General features: G+C 42.9%; 15 protein-coding genes. 13 read left to right on the top strand and 2 right to left on the bottom strand.

Features of this window, described 5'->3' with window-relative positions:
• The first annotated feature begins 298 nt into the window (after positions 1-298).
• The 6 genes from mrcB to purH all read left to right on the top strand — a co-directional run bounded on the left by mrcB (position 299) and on the right by purH (position 8800).
• Positions 299-2788 carry a penicillin-binding protein 1B gene (gene mrcB, locus JMX13_RS03145; protein ID WP_201609514.1) on the top strand — a complete coding sequence of 830 codons (2490 nt, stop codon included), beginning with the start codon at positions 299-301 and terminating at the stop codon, positions 2786-2788.
• 30 nt (positions 2789-2818) lie between these two features.
• Entirely contained in the window at positions 2819-3724 is a 906-nt protein-coding gene (locus JMX13_RS03150; protein WP_201609515.1) for a tetratricopeptide repeat protein, read from the top strand.
• A 152-nt stretch (positions 3725-3876) separates the two neighbouring features.
• On the top strand, positions 3877-4803 hold the full coding sequence (prmA, locus tag JMX13_RS03155; RefSeq protein ID WP_201609516.1) for a 50S ribosomal protein L11 methyltransferase: 927 nt from the start codon (positions 3877-3879) through the stop codon (positions 4801-4803).
• A 193-nt stretch (positions 4804-4996) separates the two neighbouring features.
• Complete coding sequence (locus JMX13_RS03160; protein WP_201609517.1) at positions 4997-6331, top strand: DUF3426 domain-containing protein; 1335 nt, start codon at positions 4997-4999, stop codon at positions 6329-6331.
• Positions 6332-6760: 429 nt separating this feature from the next.
• Positions 6761-6997, top strand: a complete 237-nt coding sequence (fis, locus tag JMX13_RS03165) for a DNA-binding transcriptional regulator Fis (RefSeq protein WP_201543527.1) — start codon at positions 6761-6763, stop codon at positions 6995-6997.
• Between the two features lie 222 nt (positions 6998-7219).
• Positions 7220-8800, top strand: coding sequence for a bifunctional phosphoribosylaminoimidazolecarboxamide formyltransferase/IMP cyclohydrolase (gene purH / locus JMX13_RS03170; protein ID WP_201609518.1), 1581 nt, complete (start codon positions 7220-7222; stop codon positions 8798-8800).
• 155 nt (positions 8801-8955) lie between these two features.
• Here purH and JMX13_RS03175 read toward each other — a convergent pair whose 3' ends face one another.
• The gene (locus tag JMX13_RS03175; RefSeq protein WP_201609519.1) at positions 8956-10830 is read right to left on the bottom strand and encodes a SurA N-terminal domain-containing protein; all 1875 of its coding nucleotides are present in this window, start codon (positions 10828-10830) and stop codon (positions 8956-8958) included.
• A gap of 477 nt (positions 10831-11307) precedes the next feature.
• Complete coding sequence (locus JMX13_RS03180; RefSeq protein WP_068404475.1) at positions 11308-11580, bottom strand: HU family DNA-binding protein; 273 nt, start codon at positions 11578-11580, stop codon at positions 11308-11310.
• A gap of 615 nt (positions 11581-12195) precedes the next feature.
• Here JMX13_RS03180 and JMX13_RS03185 point away from each other — a divergent pair.
• The 7 genes from JMX13_RS03185 (at position 12196) to hscA (ending at position 19140) form a co-directional block, all read left to right on the top strand.
• Positions 12196-12843, top strand: a complete 648-nt coding sequence (locus JMX13_RS03185) for a hypothetical protein (RefSeq protein ID WP_201609520.1) — start codon at positions 12196-12198, stop codon at positions 12841-12843.
• A gap of 506 nt (positions 12844-13349) precedes the next feature.
• Entirely contained in the window at positions 13350-13847 is a 498-nt protein-coding gene (locus tag JMX13_RS03190) for an Rrf2 family transcriptional regulator (protein ID WP_201609521.1), read from the top strand.
• Positions 13844-15070, top strand: a complete 1227-nt coding sequence (locus JMX13_RS03195; RefSeq protein ID WP_201609522.1) for an IscS subfamily cysteine desulfurase — start codon at positions 13844-13846, stop codon at positions 15068-15070. Before JMX13_RS03190 ends, JMX13_RS03195 begins: the two co-directional genes overlap by 4 nt.
• A 223-nt stretch (positions 15071-15293) precedes the next feature.
• Positions 15294-15704 (top strand): Fe-S cluster assembly scaffold IscU, encoded by a 411-nt coding sequence (gene iscU / locus JMX13_RS03200; protein ID WP_201609523.1) that lies wholly within the window; start codon positions 15294-15296, stop codon positions 15702-15704.
• 303 nt (positions 15705-16007) lie between these two features.
• Entirely contained in the window at positions 16008-16328 is a 321-nt protein-coding gene (gene iscA / locus JMX13_RS03205; RefSeq protein WP_149489769.1) for an iron-sulfur cluster assembly protein IscA, read from the top strand.
• 142 nt (positions 16329-16470) lie between these two features.
• Positions 16471-17064 carry a Fe-S protein assembly co-chaperone HscB gene (hscB, locus tag JMX13_RS03210; protein ID WP_201609524.1) on the top strand — a complete coding sequence of 198 codons (594 nt, stop codon included), beginning with the start codon at positions 16471-16473 and terminating at the stop codon, positions 17062-17064.
• A gap of 198 nt (positions 17065-17262) precedes the next feature.
• Positions 17263-19140 carry a Fe-S protein assembly chaperone HscA gene (gene hscA, locus JMX13_RS03215; RefSeq protein ID WP_201609525.1) on the top strand — a complete coding sequence of 626 codons (1878 nt, stop codon included), beginning with the start codon at positions 17263-17265 and terminating at the stop codon, positions 19138-19140.
• Positions 19141-19178 lie beyond the last annotated feature (38 nt).

Here is a 19178-nt window from a genome sequence, read left to right on the forward strand (position 1 = left end):
AAACTTTTTACCATGAATTTTGCTTTACATATATGGCATCTATAAAATCTATTAAAAGTAGCAAACGCTTTATGGAAATCTGTTGCTATAGACCTAAATAGTAAGATAAACATTATACTACAAGCAGGTGCGCTAAGCAGCACAACCCTTCCTCGCACTCTCTCAATCCATCTAAACTACATGTAATAAATGTATAATGGGCACTCAATGAATGCGTGCGTTGACGATGATAGATTGAAAAATTTGTCAATTTGCGTCATTATGAGGCAGTTTTTTATCCCAAAATGGTGTGTCATCAGTGCAAAAATCTAATTCTAAGCGACCACAGTCGTCTAAGCCTGCTATCAATACGCTACCTTCACAGCAGCGCGGCATGGTGTTTAGTGGTATTTTATTAATGGTCATTATCGCCGCTATGGTGCTGTTGGCGCTGTATTTGGTCAAACTTGATCGCACCATCACCACCAAATTTGAGGGTAAACGCTGGGATATTCCTGCCAAAGTTTACTCACAGCCTTTAGAGCTATATCAAGGCGCTAGCGTCGATACAGACACGATGAAAAAATGGCTTGAGCTGCTCAATTATCAAAGCAACAAGTCTTATGATCGTACGGGCACGTACCATAAATCTGGCAATACCTACTTTATCCATACGCGTGGCTTTACTTATAGCGCCAATGATGTCGATAAAGAACAAGTCATCAAAATGACCATTGCTGGCAATAAGATTGAGTCGGTACAAAGTACCCAGCCAGCCAAAACCGGCATTATCCGTCTTGAGCCGGTTAATATCGGTGGCATTTACCCAGACAGCAACGAAGATCGTATGGTGGTGTCGCTAGATGAAGTACCGCAGCCATTGATTGACGCCCTAATCGCTACAGAAGACCGCGGGTTTTATGAGCATAAAGGCGTATCGATACGTGGTATCGCTCGTGCCGTATTGAATAACTTTACTGGCGGTCCTAGGCAAGGTGGTTCGACCATCACCCAGCAGCTGATTAAAAACTTTTATCTCAATTCTGACCGGACGATGAAGCGTAAAGCCAACGAAGCGCTGATGGCAGTACTACTTGAACTGCATTATAGTAAAGATGAAATCCTACAAACCTATTTGAACGAGATTTACTTGGGTCAAAACGGCAACCGCTCTATTAATGGTTTTGGCTTGGCATCGCAATTTTACTTTGACAAACCGCTCAAAGAGCTGCGTTTAGACCAACAAGCGCTGCTGGTCGGTATGGCAAAAGGACCGAGCGTTTATAACCCACGTCGCCATCCAAACGATTCAAAAGCGCGTCGTGATACAGTGCTGAGCAATATGTTAGCTATAGGAAAAATCAGTCAAGCAGACTACGATAAAGCTATCGAGCAGCCACTTGGTGTGGTTGATAAACCTGTCGAAGGCAAAAGCCAGTTCCCTGATTTTCTAGATATTGTTAAACGCGAATTAAACAAAGTTTATTACTCTGATGACCTAAAAAATGAAGGTCTAATTATCATCAGCACCTTAGACCCTATCGCCCAGTTAGCAGCTGATAAAGCGGTTGAGAGAAAGCTTGGTGAGCTGCGCCGTAGTGGCAGTAAAACTAAGGATTTACAAGGTGCATTGGTCAGCGCTAACCCTGAAACAGGCGAGCTGGTGGCAGTGGTCGGTAGTGGTAGTGAATTCACAGGCTTTAACCGTGCTGTCGATGCCAAACGCCAAGTTGGGTCATTGTTAAAGCCAATTATTTATATGACGGCGCTTGAAAGCGGACGTTATAATTTGGCAAGCTCGGTCGATGATTCACCGATTACGGTCAATCTCAGTGACGGTACTCAGTGGAATCCCAAAAACTACGACAATCGTGACCACGGTTATGTGCCATTTACTACTGCTTTATCGCAATCTTATAATCACAGTGCGGTACGTTTAGGCATGGAATTTGGCGTTCCTACCTTTGTTAAGCAGTTGCAGCGTATGGGGATTAAAGAGAAAATCCCGCCTTATCCTTCGGCTTTATTAGGCTCAGTTAACCTTAGCCCGATGGATATGCTCGGGGTCTACCAAGTGTTTGCCACTGGTGGTTTCCGCACGCCTATCCACAGTATTCGTAGCGTGATTGATGATCGTGGGCGTATCTTACAGCGTACGGGTTTAAATACTCAGCGCAGTATCCCGCCTGAGACTAACTTTTTGATTAACTATGCCCTGCAAGACGTGGTTAAAAACGGCACGGCCAGACGCATACAATCGCTTGGCAGTAATTTAAATCTTGCGGGTAAAACGGGTACCACTAACGATTACCGTGATGCTTGGTTTGCCGGCTACAGTGGTAATTATGTCAGCGTGGTTTGGGTCGGCCGTGATGACAATAAGCCGATTGGTCTGAGCGGTGGTAGTGGCGCTTTACCAGTGTGGGTCGATTATATGAACCGTCTAAAACTGACACCGGTGGCGCTACCAGAACCTGAAGGGATTGAATGGTTGTGGCTAGAGAACAACTCAGGCAAGCTGTCTAATGAGCGCTGTGCCGATGCGCGCTACCTGCCTGTGATGTCAGCACATTTACCCGAAGAAGCCAGCAGTTGCGCGATGGGTCTGTATCAGCAAGATCGTGACCGTGAACAGATGCAATGGCAAAATGAGCAAGGTTCTATCAATCAACAGCGTCGCCGTGAAGGCTTAGATATTCCTAATGGCGAAGCGGTTGATGCGGATAACGAAGAGAACAATGCTGAGCAAGAGGGGGATTCAAGCAATCGTGCCGATACTTGGTATGATCGCGCCGTTGAATGGTTCTAGCGTTTTTAAAACTTAAAAAGGGGTTTTAACATGGCATTATTGATACAGCAAACTGTCACCGCTAAACAGGCTATTACTGCCCTGTCTAGAGCACAGGCTAAGCGTATTAATACCATTCTTACCGTAAGTACGCTTATCGGCATGCTGAGCCTAAGTGCCTGCCAAACAGCGCCCACGGCAATTAAAACCTCTTCTGCACAAACGTTACCATCAATAACTCAGCCAACAACTGCGCAGCAAGCCACTTCAAAACAGCCAACGGCCAAGCAGTCAACGGCACAACAAACAAAGACTCAACAGACAACGGCGACTCAAGCACCTGTCCTTGAAAACCGTACTAATGAAAGCAATGACTATAAAGGTGATGTTTATACTATTGAGCCTTATACACCGCCTGAGCAGCCCACGGCGACAAATCCGTTAACCGAAGCAATGCCTGTCTATACGCCGTCTACGCAAAGTCCTATAGTCACTCAGCCTGATAGCCATGATGCCATAATCCTTACGCCTTCTCGCGAAGATTACATGATACCTGAACCATCGTTACCCTCACATAGTGAGCTATTGGAGCGGGCACGGCAGAACTCACAGCAGCGCACTCAGCAAAGTACAGCCAATAATAGCAACCTGCCAGCTTTTCGCAACCTTATGCAAGTAGGTACGGAACAATTAAAATCTGGCAATCTAAATGGTGCTGAAAGCAGCTTTACGCGCGCGCAGCGCCTAGCGCCTAAATCATCAGCCGTTTATTTTTACTTGGCACAAGTAGCACTTAAAAAGAACCAACCACGTAAAGCTGAAGCAATGGCCCGCCGTGGTCTGACCGTCGCTCAAGATAGCAATCGTCGCCGCGCGCTATGGCAAATCATCTTGCAATCAGGCCAAGCACAAGGCAACGCCCGCGTGATAAAAGAAGCCAAACAAGCTTTGCGCTAATAACACACGCCCTCGTATTTATCATGACGACTGACTATATAAGCGCTAAAATAGGCTTATATAGTTAGTCGTTAATTTTTTATCCCGTTTAATGATTACTTTCTTACACCCCTTTCATTATCCATTTTTAATTTAACATTAAGGTTACCCTTATGGCATGGCAACAACTGCACTTACAATGTGAAAAAAATAACGTCGATCTTGCTGAGGCACTGTTATTAGAGGCAGGCGCTCTATCAATTGCTTTAGATGATGCCGGCGATCAGCCTTTATTTGAACCACTTCCTGGTGAATCACCATTATGGGATGAGGTCATACTCACAGGATTGTTCGATGCCACTACTGATGCGGGCAGCCGTCAAGCGATTGAGCAATTAAGTCATGAAATCGGCGCACAAGTACAAGCTAGCCGAACGTGGGTCAGTGCTGTCGATGATAAGGATTGGGAACGTGAATGGATGTCCAATTATCAGCCTATCGAATGTGCCAATAACTTATGGATTGTGCCTAATTGGCTGACACCGCCAAACCCTGAAGCCACCAATATTATTATGGATCCAGGTTTGGCTTTTGGTACCGGCTACCATGCCACTACCCGTTTATGTCTTGATTGGCTGACAGAGCAAGACCTGACCGATAAAGTCGTCATCGACTATGGCTGTGGTTCGGGTATTTTAGGGATTGCTGCGCTTTTGTTGGGCGCTCGCCAAGTTTATGCCGTTGATATTGACCCACAAGCCGTGCTGGCGACCAATCAAAATGCGGAGCGTAATCAAGTTGATAATCGCCTGCAAGCATTTTTGCCAGAAGACTTCAATAACTATTGGCAACAAAACGATATTAAACCCGTAGAAGTCATGGTTGCCAACATTTTAGCCAAGCCGCTTATTGGCTTAGCGCCTTATTTTGCCACCTTAATGGCACCAAAAAGTCGCATCGTACTAGCAGGTTTGATTGAATCCCAAACCGAGCAAGTTACCGAAGCATATCAGCCCTACTTTGCCCTTGATCCTAAGCACGCTTTTACTGCGCAAGAAGATCAACATTGGCAGCGTTTATCTGGTACATTTACAGGCTAGCAACATTTAATTACATCTGTTACGATAGAGGAGCAGTTAAATGTTGTGTATTTAACGCTGCTCTATAGTTGCCTGTGGGTTATGATGGTTAGCATATCTAAATTGACATTAGAATGATTGGCAGCGGTTGGTGAGTGGCTATGCGGTATTAACATGCGGTATTAATACTTATACCTTTTTGGATTCTGACCCTATGACTACGCCAATAAAAACCCAGTGCCCTCATTGTCATGCTATTTTTAATATTAATAAAACGCAACTAGATCAGAAAACAGCCACTGTCTGCTGTGAGCATTGTCAGCAAAGTTTTTTGGTCAATAACAATCTCATTGTCACCGCTGCTATAGAACAAACGACTGATGATATCGTAGTTGAAAGTAAAACTGCCGCCGTTAATACTTCTAGCATTTCTATTGATAAGCAAAATTCCACTGTTTCGCCAGAATCAAAAACCGTCACAAAGCCAAATATCACATCAGCAGAAGCAGACATTCTCATCCATGATAATATGCTTGATGATGACTTAATAGATGATGGCTTAATGGATGATGGCTTAATGGATAATGAGTTGATTTATGACGATATGGAGATTGAGGATTTTGAAGAAGAAGATTTAGAATACGGTTCACTAGACAGTATGGATGCCTGGTTGACACAAGCAACGGATAGCAATCCTACTGCTATTAAAGATAAAAACATTTATTCAGCAAAAAATAATTCTAAGACATTAGATAAAAGCTCTCATCTATCTGTTAACCCTGTAGAAAACGCTTCTTTAGTAAAAACTTCCTTAAACGAGGATTCATCAGCTGCGCACGTTGCTCTCAGCTCAGCTGCCGCTAATGATATTCATGCCAATATCGATGACAATGCTGATGAATCATGGCTTGAAAAACTACTAAAAGAGCAAAATCAAAGCGAAGATACTAGAAAAGATCAGACAGACTTATCAGAACTGCTCGCGAGTATGGGTGTGTCAATTAAAGACGAAGACCATACTAATGCGCTACGTGTTAAACAACAGCAGGCCCAAGACAAGTTTTCACCAACGCCTGTCAGGCGGTCTATTGCCTCATTGTTATGGACACTCGGTTGTCTGGTATTAATACTGCTACTCTTTGCTCAGTATGTCATTTTTAACTTAGATGACTTGGTTAAAAATCCTGCCCATGCCGAGCGTTTGCAAAAAGTATGTGCCATTGCCGCTTGTAGCCTACCCAGCGCCAATTTAGCAGCTTTGAGCACAAACGATACTAAACACCAGCCCAGTCGTATTAAAACTGCCAGCTCATTTAGCGACATCAGCATCACTTTAAACAATCAAAGCGCACAAGCACAACTACTTCCTCACGTAAAAGTGAGTGTCTATGGGGACAATGCGCTTATCGGAGCATTTATCGCAGCGCCAGAGGATTATTTATTGAGCGCGCAAAGCCAATTAGGCGCGTCAAGTCGCAAGCAGCTATTGTTCACTGTACCAGTTGCCAATGCTCAAATCAGCAAAGTGAGCGTCGAGCCTATTTACTAACGATATCGTTTATCAAAAGTATCGCTTATTAAAAACACCGTTAATAGCCACATGATTTATGCAAAATTATCTTTTGTAAAAGACAGCTCTTATTACAGAAAGTTCTTAGTAAGGGCATCGTTTATTAAAAACACGATGCTATCCAATCACATTGAAGCCAATCACGCTAACTCGGTAATAATAGATAAAAATAAGTAGCCTCAAGCCTACTTTAATACCCAATCTGTTGCTCTGATAGGCGCTGGCTTTGATATAATAGCGCTTAAACGCCTAATGGTTTTTCTTTACGCTCAAGGACATTATCTTATGGCAACACATGCACAGTATAATGCCACTAATCTTGATAAAAATACTGAGAATCCTGCTGATTACTATAAAGAGGATTACCATCGCTCCATTCACGAGGTTGAGTCTTTTTTAGACAGTAGCATGCATGCTCATGAACCATTGCGGGTACACGTAGAACGTGTGGTGCGGCAGTATTTTTCGATGTTAGATGATGAGCTGCCAACGGACTTGTATAATCTTATTTTAAAAGAGATAGAGCAACCGCTGTTGTCTGTGGTACTTGAAAAGAGCCGTGGCAATCAAACCAAGTGTGCGCAAATTTTAGGTCTCAATCGCGGTACACTACGCAAAAAGCTAAAAACCTATGGTTTAATGTAGTCTATAGTTTGATGTAAGAAGGCTTAATATCTTATGCCGCCTACTTTTGCTTAATATCATCAAATATAGTGCTCACCACCCTTATCACCATTTCTAACTGACATTCAATATGTATGGCACGTTTATAGTTTATGATCTTATCAAAGCCGATATGCTCTACACTGCTTGCCATTATTACCTTGCCAGACGTTTACGTCAGGCTTTTTTTATGGAATTTTTTTTATGAGTACAACTCCGCTTGCCCTACTATCAGTCTCCGATAAATCTAATATCGTTGAATTCGCTCAAGGTTTGCTGAAAGCAGGTTTTGGCTTACTATCGACTGGCGGCACTTATCGCTTGCTGACCGAGCACAACGTCGCTGTCACCGAAGTATCAGACTATACTGGTTTTCCTGAAATGATGGACGGCCGTGTTAAAACCTTGCATCCTAAGATTCATGGCGGTATTTTAGGGCGCCGTGGTACTGATGATGCGGTGATGAGTGAGCACGCTATTGAGCGTATTGATTTGGTCGTCGTCAACCTTTATCCGTTTGCAGAAACCATTGCCCGTCCTGATGTGACCATGAATGACGCTATCGAAAATATCGATATTGGCGGTCCTACCATGGTGCGTTCAGCAGCAAAAAATCACGCCCATGTCGGTATTGTGACTGATCCTGCTGATTATACGCGTGTACTCGACGCCTTAGGTGAAGGTACTACTCTAACACATGCCCTACGTTACGATTTAGCAGTCAAAGCCTTTGAACATACAGCGCAATATGACGGTATGATTGCAAATTTCTTGGGCAGCCGAGTGAATGAGACTCAAACGCCAGAGCATTTTTCCCGTACCTTTAACGTCCAACTTGAGAAAGTACAAGACCTACGCTACGGCGAAAACCCTCATCAAAATGCTGCTTTTTATGTCGAAAATCATGCGCTAAAAAGCAAGCAAGCGTCTATTGCAACCGCGAAGCAATTGCAAGGTAAAGAGCTGTCTTATAACAACATAGCCGATACCGATGCCGCCCTTGAATGTGTTAAAGCCTTTAGTGCACCCGCTTGCGTCATCGTAAAACACGCCAATCCTTGTGGTGTGGCCGTAGATAGCGATCAAGTAGCCGCTTATCGCACAGCCTTTAGTACCGATCCTGAGTCATCTTTTGGTGGTATTATCGCCTTTAACCGCGAGCTCACAGTTGCAGCTGCCAAAGCCATTATTGATAATCAATTTGTCGAAGTTATCATTGCCCCAAGTATCGAAGATGGCGTTCTTGAGGCGACTGCGAGCAAGAAAAACGTACGCGTCTTAGTTTGCGGTGAATTGCCAACGCCTGAGCAACGCGAAAGCCAGCTTGATTATAAACGCGTTAACGGTGGCTTATTGGTGCAAGAGCAAGATTTGGGCTTAATTACCGCTAATGATCTAAAGATCGTTACGGACGTCCAGCCAACGGAAGCGCAAATTGCTGATTTGTTATTTAGCTGGAATGTCGCTAAGTATGTCAAATCAAATGCGATTGTTTATGCTAAAGGTCAACGCACTATCGGCGTGGGTGCAGGTCAAATGAGCCGCGTAAATTCAGCGCGTATCGCCGCTATTAAAGCTGAGCACGCCGGTCTTGCTACCGAAGGCGCGGTAATGGCATCAGATGCCTTCTTCCCGTTCCGTGATGGTATCGATAACGCTGCTGAAGTCGGCATTGCTGCTATCATTCAACCGGGTGGCTCTATGCGTGATGACGAAACAATTGCTGCCGCCAATGAGCATGGTATCGCCATGGTATTCACTGGTATGCGTCATTTCCGCCATTAATCACCAGTTAAAATAATGCTGTTAAGACAAAAGCGTTAAGAATAAATAAAAATCGTACTGCATAAAAAAAACCACTATCAATAGTGGTTTTTTTATATTTAAGATTTGATAAAATTTATTAAGACAAATGGTTTAATAAATGCCTTATAAATCGATTAACGCCCTTGCGCATTGGCCATATTGGCTTCGTTAATCTCAACTTTATAGACCATGCGCAGATAATCTAGATAGTCTTGCAGTTGATCTTGACCCAAATTATCACGAATAATGGCGGCAGTTTGTGCTCTTTGGGCATCAGACAACGGTGATTGCTGTTCTGTTTTGATACGATCACCGACTAATAGCGTTGCACCCATCTCAGTCTCGCTCGCTACTGCTACGACACCATTTGCTGCCGCTTGTTGGCTAAAGGCTAAGCCACGCTCTTTTTCAGTCAATTGCGTGGTCTGACGATTCACTTCACCTAACGCTTGCAGTTTAACGGGTTGCTTAGCAATATCAGCAGGCGTCTTAATACCAGCTGCTAGCTTTTTCGCCTCTTTTAGTGCCAGTTCAGTGGCTTTTTGTTGACGCAATATCTGCGTAATTCTTGGCGTCGCCGCTGATAAAGATAGCGTCTTCGTTGGACGGTAGTTACTTGGCTGTACCCATACCGTACTATTACCGACTTCAATACCTGCCGTCACTGCTTGATCTTGAATCGTGAATTCATCAAACGCTTGCTTAATCACCGCAGGCTGTGCCAAAACAGATTTATTGTTTTCCTTACGATAATCTTTGATACGTTTTAATGGCACGTTTTCTTGCTGCGCGATGTCTTCAATACTAAAACCATCTGCCGCCAGATCATTAATCGAAGTGACTTTATCCGCATACATTTCCTGACGTTTATACTCTTTGGCCTTAGCCGTTAGCTCTGCACGCATGCTTTCTAGACTTGGTATTTTGCTACCATTATCCTCGGTCACAGTAAATATCTGATAGCCAAAGCTGGTCTTCACAGGCGCGCTGACATCACCAGCACTTAAGCCTTCAAGCGCTTTTTCAACTGCTGGCGCATCGTTGCCAAATACTGAGGGATTAAAGCTACCGATAGCACCGCCTGTTTCTCCTGATGGATCATCAGACTCGGTTTTGGCTAGCTTAGCAAATGATTCACCTTTAGCAAGACGGGCTTTAATCTTGTCAGCGCGCGCTTTGGCATCTTTACCCGTTAACAAAATTTGGCTGATTTTACGCTCATCAACCACGGCTAGTCCTTGCTTATAGGCTTCATATTGCTGCTGAACATCTTCTTTGCTGACTTCATTAACTTCAATCGCTTGCGGGCTCAGTTGCAAGTAAGCCAAATCCACCATGGCCGCGCTTTTTAGCTTGTCTTTATTGGCATCATAGTAGGCTTGTATGTCACCCTTGCTCAATTTCACTTGCTGCACATAATCCTGCCAATTAAAACGATGCAGCCAAATATTGCGCGACTCTAGCTGCAGGTCAATCAATTGACTGACCGCTTGCATTGGATAAACTGCGGTGCCTACGATACTGGCATTGAGCTGATCTAGGCTTAACTGATTGCGAAACTCTGCAAACAGCTGATCTTTTGTCATATTGCGCTGACGTAAAAAGTTTGAAAACTGATCGTTAGAAAAGTTACCTTCAGCATCTTTAAAGATTTCTTCTTGGCGCAACAAGCGATTGATGGTGTCATCAGAAACCGTCATACCAAGCTTGCCAGCCTGCTGCTCTAGTAAGGTGCGATCAATCAAGCCTTTTAAGACTTGCTCGTGTAGCACATCTTCATTTAATAAACTGGCATCATCAACTTGGTCTAAAAGCTCGCTACGGCGACTATTTACCGCCGTCTGATACTCGGACATCCCCACGCTTGCCTCACCTACTTGAGCGATTTGGTTGGGATCGACCCCGCCTCCAAAGTAGCTTTCGACACCCAATAGAGCGAGCGGCGATAGGCATAGAATCAATAAAATGCGACCCGGCCAACTTTTTAAGAAATCGCGCAATTTATCCATAGTTATCTCTGCTTTATTAACCTATATTGATGAAAGACCATTGTAATACTATTAATAATATCAACGCTGTATAAGCAGGCAATGGTAAGAAAAAGAACGTGTGCATTTTATCGTTGTAAAACAAGGCTGATTGATGAAGCTTATGACAAGGTTTTTTGAAAAATCTTGTTTAAACAATGCAGCTATCGCGCGCCCTATGATACGTGATTTTTAAGATATACTCAAAATATTCACGCTACTATTCATACTAATTGATACAAACGATAGCACTAAAAAAAGCACCTAATCTCTAGGTGCTTTTTTGCTACATCACTCATGACTTAGACTGTGCTTTGATTGTACTTTAAACCATGAGTTGCCATTATCAATTTATTACCAACAAACACCGTTTTCATTCGTATATCACGTCGTCAACGATCATCTGTGTGGCATAAAATAGATTAAAGGGCTTAAATAAAGCGGTTTGCTTTAAACGACTTAGTTTAAACGCTCTTTTAAGTTTTTACCGGCTTTGAAGCTTGGTACTTTGCTTGCTGGAATGCTAAGCTCTTCACCAGTCTTAGGATTACGGCCAGTACGAGCCTTACGGTCTTTTACGCTAAAAGTACCAAAACCAACCAATGAGATGCTATCGCCAGCTTCTAGAGCTTCGCCAACACTTTCCATTACTGCATTTAAAGCTTCACCAGCTTGAGTTTTATTTAGACCACTTTTTTCGGCGATGCTATCAATTAATTCTGACTTATTCATAAAATTTCCTTCAAGTTTTAGGGGGTAAAAAAACGCTCACGCCAAGTATTGTATCGCTCCCAGACTACTTAAGCAATAAAAACCACTGGCCTCACGCATAAACAGGTTTCGCTTTGTTAACGTCTTTATATCAAGGCCGCATAAGGAGCGCAAGCGATTTTACATATTTTTGTCCACTGTGATACTTATTTGACACCCAATGTTACTTAAAACTGCTGCAACCTTTATGCTAAATCGCTACCTTAACTTAGGCAGTTTAGTATCGTTGGCTTACCTAATATCGTTGGTTTACCTATATAGTTTCATGACAACATTATCAGATATTCAATATAGGCTTCAGTACGAAATGTAAATTGCTAACTTCGCTACCTAAAAAGCAGGTTTGCCCATAATAAATAGCTGCCAAGCCATACTATTACATTGTCAGTCATAAATACCAGTGTCTTTATTAACTGGCAAATTGTAAGGTAATAATTTACCAACTGACAGAAACGGGCGTTACTTTTTATTATAAAGGCGTTACTATAAGCGCCATCCTATTGCCTATTTTGGGTCGATTTTGATCCTTGCTTGTCCTTTTCTCTTTCACTTACACAATAAAAACGGATTATTTACATGAAGCGTTCTACGTTGTCTCACTCTCTGCTTAATATCATCTTGGTGTTTATCGAGTCGGCGCTGACCCTGCTGTTACGTTTAGACCCAGAACTCCGTAAAGCCGCTTATCCGCTTGCCAAGCAAGAGACTGTTGTCGCGCTAAGACTGTATTTACCGCATGTGGAAGTTTTTGCCACCTTTAGCACCAAGGGCGTATTGTTGGATGACCGCCTGCCTATTGGTCGTACTGAGCCTGACGTCGTTATCAACGCTTATAGCATTCAAGTGCTTAATGCGCTCACTACCCATGACAGAGAAACCACTGGAAAGCTGCAAATGCGTGGCGAATCCGTGCAAGTACAATTGGTGAAGCAATTTATTATGCAGCTAGGTCTTGGTAGCTTAATTCAAGGTTTGATTAAAAAAATTAAAGGTGGCAAAAGCAAGCCCAAGCCTACTGAAGCAGAAATGGCTGATAAAAAAGAGAGCTACAAGCTACGTATTAAAGAGCAGCAAACTCAAATCACTACCTTGACCATCAAAAACCGTGAGCTTGAAACCACGGTAAAAGAGTTACAAAGTAAGCAAAAGACTTTTATGATTACCACAGCTATTGCTGCTGTTATCGCTATTGCTGCCATCATCGCTCTATTTATAATGACATGATTTATAGCGGCCCAATTCATTAGTAAGGTGTTTTAAAGTCATTGCTCTTATTTATCTGGCGTTTAATAAACTCAAAATTATTAAACGCTTTTATCAACTCTTTAAGTTATAAACTAGAGTCACGAACTCAGCGCTATTATTCAAGTATTCACTTTCCTCATCTGCCTACTTTATCTATCATTGTTTTTATCAATAATGGCAATCAGTCGCACTCACCATTCAACCACACTTTAATCTTGACTAAATTACTCAGGATTGATTATAATGACTCTATCGTTGCACACATCGGGTAAACCATCTGCTGTTTAATAGCGACAAGACACCACTTAGTCCATAGATGATTTCCCTTAATAGAAGTGTCAATACTATTCGTTATTAATAGTCAGCTGGCAATAAACCACTTATCACTCACAAATGATTAATTGTTAGCGACGCACTTCTACAAAGACGACATGACTAAGATCGTTGTTAAATAAATTTATCCTTAAAAGGTTTGGAGATAACACATGCGTTTGACTACTCGAGGCAGATACGCCGTGACCGCTTTACTTGATTTGGCATTGCAAACCAGCCAACAAGACAGCGCCGTCTCGTTATCTGATATTGCCAAGCGGCAATCGATATCTATCTCTTATCTTGAACAGTTATTCTCAAAGCTTCGTAAGCGTGGTTTAGTCACCAGTATTCGCGGCGCAGCAGGCGGCTACCACCTAGCCAAACCACTTAATGAAATCGATGTGATGAGCATTATTTCTGCCGTCGATGAATCTGTGGATGCTATGCAGTGCGAAGGACGCGGCGATTGCCAAAGTGGTACAATGTGCCTAACACATGATTTATGGTGTGCCCTTTCAAATCATGTCGAACAGTACTTGAAAAATATAACATTAGCGCAATTATTAGACATGGAGCACGTGCAGTCGGTCTCAGACCGTCAGCATATTTCTTTTCCAAAAGACATCAATACTATTACTCTATCGACCAGCGAGGCAAACCCAGCATGAGCCAACATAACAACCTTATATACTTAGATTATGCCGCCACCACGCCAGTTGCTAAGTCAGTCGCTGCCAAGATGAGCGAATATCTGACGGTAGACGGCATCTTTGGTAATCCAGCATCACGCTCACATGGCTATGGCTGGCAAGCAGAAGAAGCGGTAGAAACGGCTCGTCAGCAAGTGGCTGAAGCGATTAATGCGGATCCACGCGAAATCGTCTTTACCTCTGGCGCGACAGAATCAGATAACTTAGCCATTAAAGGCGCAGCACATTTTTATCAGTCTCGTGGCAAACATATTATTACCAGTAAAATTGAGCATAAAGCCGTATTAGATACCTGCCGCGAGCTTGAGCAAGAAGGTTTCGAGATTACTTATCTTGAGCCTCAGCCAAGCACCGGTTTGATTTTACCAGAGCAAGTGAAAGAAGCCCTACGTGATGATACGATTTTAGTATCATTGATGATGGTGAATAATGAGCTTGGTACGATTACTGATGTTGCGGCGATTGGTGAGATTACTCGCGAAGCCGGCGTTATCTTTCATGTCGATGGTGCGCAGTCAGTTGGTAAAGTATTGGTCGACCTTGAAAAGATGAAAATTGACTTAATGAGTTTCTCAGGTCATAAAGCTTATGGTCCTAAAGGTATCGGCGCATTATTTGTCAGCCGTAAGCCTCGTGTTCGCCTAAAAGCGGAGCAGCATGGCGGTGGTCATGAGCGCGGTATGCGTTCAGGTACATTGCCGACGCATCAAATCGTTGGTATCGGTGCCGCATTTGCTTTAGCCAATGAGCGCTATGCAGAAGACCATACTCACGCAGCAAAATTACGTCAAAAGCTGTGGGACGGTCTACAAGATATCGAAGAGATTTATCTAAACGGTGATTTAGAAAACAGCGTACCAAATATCGTAAATATCAGCTTTAACTTCGTTGAAGGCGAGTCACTCATGATGTCGCTAAAAGACTTAGCGGTATCATCAGGTTCCGCCTGTACCTCAGCCACGCTTGAGCCATCATACGTATTGCGTGCTATTGGTCGCCCAGATGAATTGGCACATAGCTCAATCCGCTTTAGCTTTGGTCGTTATACCACTGAAGCAGACATTGATACAGTCATCAAGCAGATGCATGAAGCGGTTGATAAATTACGTGCCCTATCTCCTCTTTGGGATATGTATCAAGAAGGCGTTGATTTAGACTCGGTAGAATGGTCTGAGCATTAATATTTATCAGTAAAACCTTTAATAGTTAAAACGTCTAATGGTTATCAAATATAACCATTATGATAAACAATTAATCATACATTTAGTTTTTATAAATACAGTTTTATGAACGACATGTTTGACCCCAATTATCGATGAGTAGATAACCATTTAGCGTTAGTAAGTGACTGATTCATTTTCATCGTCTAACTACCTACTCATCACCTAACTAGGAGAAAACCCCATGGCCTATAGTGACCAAGTTATTGATCATTACGAAAACCCACGCAACGTCGGCAATCTTGACAAAAATGCCAAAAACGTTGGTACTGGTATGGTCGGAGCCCCAGCTTGTGGTGATGTGATGCGTCTACAAATCCAAGTCGATGACAACGGTATCATCGAAGATGCACGTTTTAAAACTTATGGCTGCGGTTCAGCAATTGCATCAAGCTCACTCGTCACCGAGTGGTTAAAAGGCAAAAGCTTGGATCAAGCTGGCGAGATTAAGAACAGCCACATTGCTGAAGAATTGGCATTGCCACCAGTAAAAGTTCATTGCTCTGTACTTGCAGAAGACGCCATTAAAGCCGCGATTAGCGACTATAAAGGTAAGCATAACGCTGCTGCTGTAACAGAAGAAGCAACCAGCTAAGCTAATTTAGAGCGTATGCGCTTATTAATGTAGTAAGCGTTAGTAGCCAAATTTCAGTAGCAATACTTTAATAGCAGTATTTTAGCAAAAGCCATGAGCAGTAACGTTAGAAGCTACTAACGCTAATAAGGTGACAATAACGCTCATGTAATTGTCACCTTTTATTTATTTTTTAATGCTTTATTTACAGAATATTATTCACAACGCTTTATTAGCACTATGTTATTAGTATCATGGTTTATATAAAAAAAGCATTTTACGTGAATTATTATTATCGACTTTTGATAGTCAATGGGAGTTGGCATGATTGAAATGACAGAACGCGCCGCTCAGCATGTTCGAGATTTTTTGGACAATCGCGGTAAAGGTGAAGGCATTCGAGTGGGTATCCGCACAGCGGGTTGCTCAGGCTTGGCTTATGTCCTAGAGTTTGTTGACACACCTGACGAAAATGATACCCGTTATGAAAGTCTTGGCGTTAATATTTTTATTGACCCTAAAAGCTTGGTCTATTTAGATGGCTTATTAATGGATTATGAAAAAGAAGGTCTTAACGAAGGCTTCAAATTCACCAATCCCAATCAAAAAGGTGAATGTGGTTGTGGTGAATCGTTTACGGTTTAAAAATTTAAACGAGAGTGCGCTAAACGATTAACATACAAACGCTTAGCGCTTAAATACTGATTTTTTTTAAAAATCACTATTTAAAGCGACCATCAAAATAGTAAAGTCCTGACAATAATAAATACAAATGAAGGCAGACGATATGACAGACCTTACCTCAGAAGCCCAGTTTGATAACTTCTTTGCCCTATTCGAACAACCTGTACAATTCGCGGTCAATCAAGAGCATCTTGATCAGCAGCTGCGTCTGCTACAAAAACGCTATCATCCAGATAACTTATCAGTAGCAAATGATAAAAGTGCGGCAGATAGTGCGCAAGCTAAGCAACAATCAGAACAAGCATCAGCGCTTATTAACCAAGCTTATCAAACGCTAAGTGTGCCCGATAGTCGTGCCAGCTACTTATTAGATATCGCAGGTCAAGCCCAAAATTTAGAGAATTCTATTGCCGATTTAGACTTTTTAGAAGATGCGATGGAAATGCGGATAGATTTGGACGACGCTATTGGTGATAAAGACATAGCAACGCTAAAGCAATTACATCCGCAGATTACTGAGCGTTTAGCCAAACAATCTGAGCGCTTTAACACCGCTTACCAAAGTCAAGACTGGCAAACCGCGATCGATGCCACGCAAAAGTTAAAATTCTTAGTAAAGCTAGATGCCGATGTGACCGCAGGACTTGATACAGTGGCCTCTGCTGAACATTCAGATGACGATGATTTATATGTTTAACATCATACAAGCTAAATATGCTTAATTTTATAATAGACGGGATTATATAAAGGCATGGTTAAAATAGCTGTCGCTATCCCGTATAATGGCTGCCGTTCATTGTCTTTAATTATTGCCTTTTAAATTGGGATATTTCTAAGCCCTACTGTTATTGCATTTGTTTTACTTCACTTATTCATTTTATCTTTGAGTTTTCTTATGTCTTTATTGCAAATTGCCGAACCCAATCAAAGTGCCCAACCTCACCAGCATCGTTTTGGTCTAGGAATTGACCTTGGCACCACGCGCTCACTGGTTGCTGTGGTACGCTCAGGCAAGGCGCAAGTTTTGCAAGCAGCGACAACGACAGATACCTTGTTACCGTCTGTGGTCTACTATCCAAGCACTGGCAACCCACTGGTCGGCTATGACGCCCTTGCCCACTTAGCAGATGATCCGAAAAATACGATTATCTCGGCTAAGCGCTTTATGGGTCGTAGCCAAGCAGATATTAAATTCTCTCATCCTTATGAGTTAAGTGGCAGCAAAGATGCGATGCCAGCGTTTGTGACGGCGCAAGGGGAAGTGTCTCCTGTTGAGGTTTCAGCGCGTATTTTAGCGGCGTTAGAACAACGTGCCGCAAGTGCTTTGCCCGATGACAGCATACAAGGCGCGGTGATTACTGTGCCAGCGTACTTTGATGAAGCGCAGCGCCAAGCCACTAAAGATGCGGCGCAAGCAGCAGGTATCAATGTATTACGCTTATTAAATGAGCCTACCGCTGCGGCGGTCGCTTACGGTCTTGATCAACCTACCGATGACAATACTGAAAACTACTACTTAATCTACGATTTGGGTGGTGGTACTTTTGATGTGTCTATTTTAAAACTCAGCGATAGCGTATTTGAAGTATTGGCTACGGGCGGCAATAGCGCGCTTGGCGGCGATGATATTGACCGCTTATTGACCAATTGGCTGATTAAGCAATTAAACATCGATCCTAAAGACGTAAGTCTGCATGACAAATCAATACTCGCTCAACAAGCCAAAGCTTATAAGCAAGCATTGACCGATGCTGAGCAAGTTGACATCGATATTGTCGTCAATGAGCAATCTTATCAAGGTGTTTTAAGCCTTCAAGATTTGATGACTATTGCAGAGCCTGTCAGTCGTCGCACTTTGAGCGTCTGTGAGCAAGTCCTGCGCGATGCCAAGTTATCTGCTGCAGACTTAGATGAAGTGATTTTGGTCGGTGGCTCTACGCGTATGCCTGCGGTGCAGCAAGTGGTTGCAGAATTTTTTGCTAAAGAGCCACTTTGCCGTTTAAATCCAGATGAGGTAGTCGCTTTAGGGGCAGCACAAACTGCGCATCAATTGGTCAATGGCGATAGTGACAATGGCTTATTATTGCTTGACGTCACGCCGCTATCCCTCGGCCTTGAAACGATGGGCGGGCTGGTTGAAGTCCTTATTCCACGCAATACTCCTATTCCAGTCAAAAAACGCCAAGTGTTTACCACCTATCAAGATGGTCAAACCGGCATGGTGATTCATGTAGTACAAGGCGAGCGTGAGACGGTAGACAACTGCCGTTCGCTTGGACGCTTTGAGCTTTATGGCATTCCGCCAATGAAAGCCGGCTTTGCACGTATCGAAGTGACCTTTAGTATTGATGCCAATGGACAGCTAACCGTCAGTGCGCAAGAAACCACTACTAAGACTGAAAGTAAAATCGAGATTGTGCCATCTTATGGTTTATCTGATGAGCAAAAAGAGCAGCTATTGATTGCCGGCTTTAAATACGCAGAAGAAGATAAAAATGCGCGCTCTTTAATTGAGACCAAGGTAGAAGCTGAACGTGAATTATTGGCACTACAATCGGCGCTTAATGAGTTTGCAGCATTGATTTCCCCTGAAGAGCAGCAGTCATTGGCGCACACTATGCAAGGGCTGCAAACAGCGCTCAGCACTGACGATTTAGCCATAATAGAAACCAAACAAGCCAAATTGAAACCACATAGTGATGCCTTTGCCGCCCGTATTATGAATCAAAGTGTTAAAGCAAGTATGGCAGGCACCAGTGCCCAAGATTGGTAGCAGATACCATTAATAATATACGTTTAAGAAACTAACTT

The sequence above is a fragment of the Psychrobacter immobilis genome, from assembly GCF_904846285.1.
Lineage (GTDB): Bacteria > Pseudomonadota > Gammaproteobacteria > Pseudomonadales > Moraxellaceae > Psychrobacter > Psychrobacter immobilis_D.

What these genes read in the sequence shown, in the direction of transcription:
- JMX13_RS03150 (WP_201609515.1), top strand. Translation starts at nt 2,819, where the DNA reads ATGGCATTATTGATACAGCAAACTGTCACCGCTAAACAGGCTATTACT.
- prmA (WP_201609516.1), top strand. Translation starts at nt 3,877, where the DNA reads ATGGCATGGCAACAACTGCACTTACAATGTGAAAAAAATAACGTCGAT.
- JMX13_RS03160 (WP_201609517.1), top strand. Translation starts at nt 4,997, where the DNA reads ATGACTACGCCAATAAAAACCCAGTGCCCTCATTGTCATGCTATTTTT.
- fis (WP_201543527.1), top strand. Translation starts at nt 6,761, where the DNA reads ATGCATGCTCATGAACCATTGCGGGTACACGTAGAACGTGTGGTGCGG.
- purH (WP_201609518.1), top strand. Translation starts at nt 7,220, where the DNA reads ATGAGTACAACTCCGCTTGCCCTACTATCAGTCTCCGATAAATCTAAT.
- JMX13_RS03175 (WP_201609519.1), bottom strand. Translation starts at nt 10,830, where the DNA reads ATGGATAAATTGCGCGATTTCTTAAAAAGTTGGCCGGGTCGCATTTTA.
- JMX13_RS03180 (WP_068404475.1), bottom strand. Translation starts at nt 11,580, where the DNA reads ATGAATAAGTCAGAATTAATTGATAGCATCGCCGAAAAAAGTGGTCTA.
- JMX13_RS03185 (WP_201609520.1), top strand. Translation starts at nt 12,196, where the DNA reads ATGAAGCGTTCTACGTTGTCTCACTCTCTGCTTAATATCATCTTGGTG.
- JMX13_RS03190 (WP_201609521.1), top strand. Translation starts at nt 13,350, where the DNA reads ATGCGTTTGACTACTCGAGGCAGATACGCCGTGACCGCTTTACTTGAT.
- JMX13_RS03195 (WP_201609522.1), top strand. Translation starts at nt 13,844, where the DNA reads ATGAGCCAACATAACAACCTTATATACTTAGATTATGCCGCCACCACG.
- iscU (WP_201609523.1), top strand. Translation starts at nt 15,294, where the DNA reads ATGGCCTATAGTGACCAAGTTATTGATCATTACGAAAACCCACGCAAC.
- iscA (WP_149489769.1), top strand. Translation starts at nt 16,008, where the DNA reads ATGATTGAAATGACAGAACGCGCCGCTCAGCATGTTCGAGATTTTTTG.
- hscB (WP_201609524.1), top strand. Translation starts at nt 16,471, where the DNA reads ATGACAGACCTTACCTCAGAAGCCCAGTTTGATAACTTCTTTGCCCTA.
- hscA (WP_201609525.1), top strand. Translation starts at nt 17,263, where the DNA reads ATGTCTTTATTGCAAATTGCCGAACCCAATCAAAGTGCCCAACCTCAC.